The sequence below is a fragment of the Chamaesiphon sp. OTE_8_metabat_110 genome (assembly GCF_031382685.1).
In the GTDB taxonomy this organism is placed as follows: domain Bacteria; phylum Cyanobacteriota; class Cyanobacteriia; order Cyanobacteriales; family Chamaesiphonaceae; genus Chamaesiphon.
Genome location: NZ_JANMZA010000049.1, coordinates 1 through 3370, shown reverse-complemented (window position 1 = coordinate 3370; position 3370 = coordinate 1). Strand labels below are relative to the sequence as shown.

At 49.9% G+C, this 3370-nt stretch carries 3 protein-coding genes; 1 reads left to right on the top strand and 2 read right to left on the bottom strand.

Annotation, left to right across the window (positions count from 1 at the left end):
• Positions 1-289 (bottom strand): Clp protease N-terminal domain-containing protein (locus tag RMO52_RS01955; RefSeq protein ID WP_310410424.1); only part of this gene is annotated, 289 nt, incomplete at its 3' end.
• A 200-nt stretch (positions 290-489) separates the two neighbouring features.
• Entirely contained in the window at positions 490-2415 is a 1926-nt protein-coding gene (locus tag RMO52_RS01950) for a tetratricopeptide repeat protein (RefSeq protein WP_310410422.1), read from the bottom strand.
• 266 nt (positions 2416-2681) lie between these two features.
• On the opposite strand from RMO52_RS01950, the gene tsaB reads away from it, so the two are divergent.
• Positions 2682-3317, top strand: coding sequence for a tRNA (adenosine(37)-N6)-threonylcarbamoyltransferase complex dimerization subunit type 1 TsaB (gene tsaB, locus RMO52_RS01945; protein WP_310410420.1), 636 nt, complete (start codon positions 2682-2684; stop codon positions 3315-3317).
• Positions 3318-3370: the final 53 nt, after the last annotated feature.

Sequence of the window (3370 nt, the reverse complement as noted above, 5' to 3'; positions counted from 1 at the left end):
GGCGGGCTTCCTCTAGAGACAACTCCAGAACGCGCTTGGCTCTGGGGGTGAAGGGGATTTCAATGGCGACAAAACCCGAACCACGTCCGATAATTTTCTCAACTTCGATCCGGGCGTCTTTGAGGTTGATCCCCATCGATTTCAAGACCTTAGCTGCTACGCCAGTACCCTCACCAATCAATCCTAAGAGGATTTGCTCGGTACCGACAAAATTGTGCCCCAGGCGACGTGCTTCTTCCTGGGCCAGCATGATTACTTTAATGGCTTTTTCTGTAAAGCGTTCAAACATGGCTGTGTTCCATCCCCTGCTGCTTATCCTGTGTCATTAAATCTTAACACAGTAATTTTAGCGATTGGTAATAGTTATTTTAGCGATCGGGTTCGGTAATAACTACTATTTTAGGACGGGAGGGGATCGGGCATTACAAAGATACTTCTAAGGATAGGTTGGCTGGTTTTAAGTTGTAATTTTGAGTATTAGAATGTTCGCTACAAACCCCCGTCAGTTCGATACTTAGCCAGTAGTTGCGGTAAGTAATCATAACCGTCTACGCCGATGGCGGGGAGTAAATTCGGTCGATACTGGGTGAGTATTTCCTGAAACTCTTGGGTGCCTAATTGTCCTTCCAAAACTGTCGCTAAACTCGCACTCTGTCGCCATTCCTTGGCACCAATTTGATGGAGTTGATACATTGCCAGACAACTATAAAAAACCGCAGTTTTGGGCTTGTTGAGCGTGTGATGCGCCTCAGCGAGGTAGGTAAGATTCAGTCCTTGGAGATACAAGTCGCCGACGGCTTGAGCGGCTTTTGTACCTAATTGGAGATACTCGATCGCGCGTTCGGCTTGCCCGATTGTCAGATAAGCTAGTCCGAGACTGTGATATCCCAGCGCTAAGCTCTGTTTGTCGTCTAAAGTTTCAGCAAGTTTCAAGCCGCGATCGAGATAACTGATATTTTGTTCGTAGACATCCTCATCCATAATGTCGAGGGAGTGAGCGGACAATACTTCGGAGTAGCCGACATTAGTCAGCGCATTGGCTTCACCCAGTTTATCGCCCGTTTGTCTGGCTAAAATTAAGGCGCGTTGACTGAAACTAATCGCCTGGGGATAATCTTTTTGACCGATCGCGATCCGGCTCAGATGGTTGAGATTGGCAATTTCACAGGGGCGATCTCCGGCTTGGTTGGCGATTGCCAGGGCTTCCCGATGGAGGGCGATGGCTCGCTCATTTTGTCCCAATGCCTGCTGTGAATAACCTAAAATCGTTAACAGTCTTCCTTTCTCCTGAGTTCCCGCTACTTGCTTGAGCGGCAAGTCAAAATAAGACAGCGTATCCCGCAACGTTTCGCCTGAGAAGGCAGCAAAAATCCCCCCATACAACGGAAAATTCGGACGTTGTGCCGCAGTTCTCAGGACTTGCAACGTTACCTGAAAACAAGCCTTGGCGATCGCGTCTCGATGCGTACTATTAATACTAATCGCCCGCCCCATTCCATTTGCCAATTCGCTCCAAATCGCCGCAAACGAAATCAGCGTACTAAAAGCCATCCGTTGCCCCCAGGCGCGATCGTACATCTGACCGTCAAACCAAGTCACCAGGGCAGTTTGAATACTTTGCAGCACAATCGCCAGTTCCGTCCACTCGCCTTCATCCCCACTCGCTCGATCGGCTGTGAGGTCGGAAATAGACTGCTGACGCCCGATCGTCTGAAATAATGCCTGAATTAACGGTTGGGAGATTTGCTTCGCCCACAGCGACCAGGGGCCATTCTCCGTGGCACCGCCAAAGCCGATCTGTTGTCCGCTCTCATAAACCCAACTGACTAAGTGCGGCTCCAGAGCGGGTAACGTTTTCAAGCCGCGATCGAGTCCGAGCGATAATTGCCGCAGTTGCTCGAAATCTGCGGGTTCGAGGCGGACATTGGCAACTGACTGAAGAGATTTAATTATCAGTTGAATTTGAGCGCGATCGAGTTTGCGTTCCTGATTGGGATCGAGGGCTTGGAGCAAGATATTCAGCCGCTCGGATGGCTCGGCGCTGACGACTCGATCGATCGTTGCATCCACCAGCGCTACCGCTTGGCGTTCGTCCTGCAAGGTACCCAGCGATGTCTGAATCCAAGCCAGGGCATTGAGTTTGTGCTTGAGTTTAGCTTGCTTGACTTCATCGGGTTGACTGGCAATTTCGCGCTCGATCCCCTGCACCTGCTCACTCAGACAACCTTCAAAAATTTCGCTCGTACCCAGTTCGATCTGCTCGACCAGAATCTGATAAATGTACTCTTTGGAAATTACCTGTTTACCAGTTAGAATCCGAGTGACGATCTGCTCGATCGTCTGGAAATATCGATCGCGCAGCGTCTGCGGTTGAGGATTACTGTTAGGATTAGATCCAGCATCAGCAGAAGTCATATTGATACCATCCGATCTTTTGCAAATGTGCTTTTTGTTATCCTACCGCTTTACCCGCGATCGCGGGTTACATCATTAAGCGAGCGATTAGTAAGTAGTAGGGTGGAATTATTTATAAAATAAATTGTGCCTCAAACCTAGTGAGCAGTGCCCACTCTACTACAGGAGATCCTTTAATTAAGGTGCGCTACGCTAGCGCGATAACACACCCTACCATCTATCATCTCTTATCTCCCATCTACCCTCTCCCATCTCCCATCTCACCCATGAAATACGGTCTCGCACTACACACTAGCAGCCCTGGATTAGGTCTGGCAATTAGCCGTAGTAACGAAGATGTCCGTTGCCAGACGTGGGATTTGGGGCGGGATACTTCCAATTTTCTCCATCCCTATCTACGTGATTTTCTCAGTCCCCAAACTTGGCAGGATCTGGGCTGGATTGCGGTAGCTAGTGGCCCAGGTGGGTTTACAGGTACCCGCTTAGGGGTAGTGACTGCCCGGACTTTGGGACAACAATTAGATTTACCCGTATTTGCTATTTCTAGTTTAGCGGCGATAGCTTGGCAATCCCGCGCGGCTGGCTTGCTAGCTGTATCCATGCCCGCGCAACGGGGCGAGGTGTTTGGGTCGGTTTACAATTGGGATGCTGACGCGCAGTTATTGACAGAGGTGCTACCAGCAACCGTGTTTGCTGCTGATGATTGGGATATTCGCCGCGCCCAGATTCAGCCTACTCAGCACCAAGTTATCCCGCAAGCGGCTAATCTGACCGATACGGTAGTAGGGGTGCTAGCTCTAGCCCGCAGCGCCTACGATCGCGGCGAACGTCCACACTGGTCTACTGCCTTACCTTTTTACGGTCAACATCCAGTCATCAACTCTGCGGCGATCGTGAAATGATTGTCGCAGAGTTGATAACTGGATATCTAATTAATATCTCGATCGGCAAGCAG